Source organism: Leisingera sp. F5 (assembly GCF_001593695.1).
The window spans coordinates 1-1,757 of the sequence record NZ_LUKH01000742.1; the positions used below are offsets into that span (position 1 = coordinate 1).

The 1,757-nt window shown below is 57.3% G+C and carries 2 protein-coding genes; one reads left to right on the plus strand and one right to left on the minus strand.

The window, feature by feature from the left end:
* Positions 1–2 precede the first annotated feature (2 nt).
* On the plus strand, positions 3–860 hold the full coding sequence (locus A2I95_RS35440) for a ribokinase (protein ID WP_291737243.1): 858 nt from the start codon (positions 3–5) through the stop codon (positions 858–860).
* Positions 861–937: 77 nt separating this feature from the next.
* Here A2I95_RS35440 and msrA read toward each other — a convergent pair whose 3' ends face one another.
* On the minus strand, positions 938–1,603 hold the full coding sequence (gene msrA, locus A2I95_RS35445) for a peptide-methionine (S)-S-oxide reductase MsrA (protein ID WP_027256994.1): 666 nt from the start codon (positions 1,601–1,603) through the stop codon (positions 938–940).
* Between the last annotated feature and the right edge of the window lie 154 nt (positions 1,604–1,757).

Genomic DNA, 1,757 nt, shown 5'->3' on the forward strand with positions numbered 1-1,757 from the left:
ACCTGGGATCAATCAATGCGGACATGGTCTATGCCTTGCCGCATCTGCCGGTGGCGGGGGAAACCCTTGCCGCCCGACGTCTTGACCGCTTTCTAGGCGGGAAAGGCGCCAACATGTCCGTTGCCGCCGTCCGCGCTGGCAGCGAGGTTAATCACATCGGCGCTGTTGGACCTGACGGGGCTTGGGCAGTTGAGCGGTTGAAGGATTATGGCACTGGAATTCGAGACATTGCCCAGGTGGACATCCCAACCGGCCACGCCATCATTGCGGTGGAGCCGGAGGGGGAAAACCAGATCATCCTGTTTCTCGGCGCCAACCGTGCGCTGACTCAGGACCAGTTGGACCAAGCGCTTTCGCAGGCTAATGCAGGCGACATTCTGGTGATGCAGAATGAAACCAATATGCAGGCCGAAGCCGCCCGTGCGGGCCGCGATCACGGGATGCGGGTCTGCTACGCCGCCGCCCCCTTTGACGCCGACGCAGTCCAAGCGGTTCTTCCGTTTCTTGACTTCTTGATCCTGAACGAGGTTGAAGCCGGACAGCTGAAGGAGGCGTCTGGCAAGTCGCCCGATGAGCTTGGCATCAAAGACGTGATTATCACTCTTGGTGCTAAAGGGGCCCGGCATATCGACGGCGAAACCGGTGCGGTTCTGAATGTTCCGGCTCTTCCGGTTACGCCTGTAGATACCACAGGGGCAGGAGACACTTTCACCGGATATGTCCTTTCGGGTCTGGACCAAGGTTTGCCGTTGTCAGAGGCAATGCCGCTGGCCGCGAAAGCTGCGGCGCTGATGGTCGCACGCCATGGCACAGCGGACGTGATTCCAGAACTGAAAGAAGTGCAGGCGGCTCGCTTTTGACCTGAGGCAGCCTGCTTCTTTTGGGTTGAAAATACTTTGGGAGAATTGGCCGTCAGGCTAAGGGGCAGCGCCCCGCTTCAATGCCCGTTTGCAAAGGGCGCCGCGTCCCCCCATAGCTGCGCTACTCGTTCATCGCGCCCGCAAGCCTGGCGGTATCGTTTATAAGCCGTAGCTTGCCGCTTGGGGCCAAATCGGGTGAATACCAAGTTGTTCCCCTTGTAGTAGTCCTGGTGATATTCTTCGGCTTTATAAAAAACCTTTGCTGTTAGGACCGGGGTCACAATCCTTTGTCCCAGGGCGTCTTGAGCCTCGGCTTTCACTTCCATAGCCAGTGCCTTTTCTTCTTCGTTAGAGACAAAAACCGCTGTGCGGTAGCTCTCGCCGCGGTCGCAGAACTGGCCGCCCGGGTCTGTCGGATCAACCGAGCGGAAGAAAAGTTCCAACAAGTGTTCGCGTGAGACTTTTGCCGGATCAAAGGAAATCTGTACTGCTTCGTAATGGCCGCTGCCGCCGCGGCTGACGTCCTTGTAAGTCGGGTTTTCTGTTTTGCCGCCAGTATAGCCCGACACGGCTTCAGTCACCCCGGGCACGCTTTCAAAATCGCTTTCCACACACCAGAAGCATCCACCGGCCACAGTCAGGACTTCAGTTGATTGCGCCTGCACAGGATTGGCATGTGCAATCGTGCCGATCGCAATAAGCCCTATCAAAGTAAAAGGTCTCAGATTCTCCAGAAAACGCATCTTGGGCCTCCCTTCTGCTTTGCTGTCACCCTGCCGGCTGATGCCCAGCCCCTCAACCCGGCAGCGGCGGATTTCACGGACAGGTGACAGCAAGTTACTGCTTGGAAATTGGATCCAATATTACTAACGTGCCGGCAAAGGAGGATCCCATGAC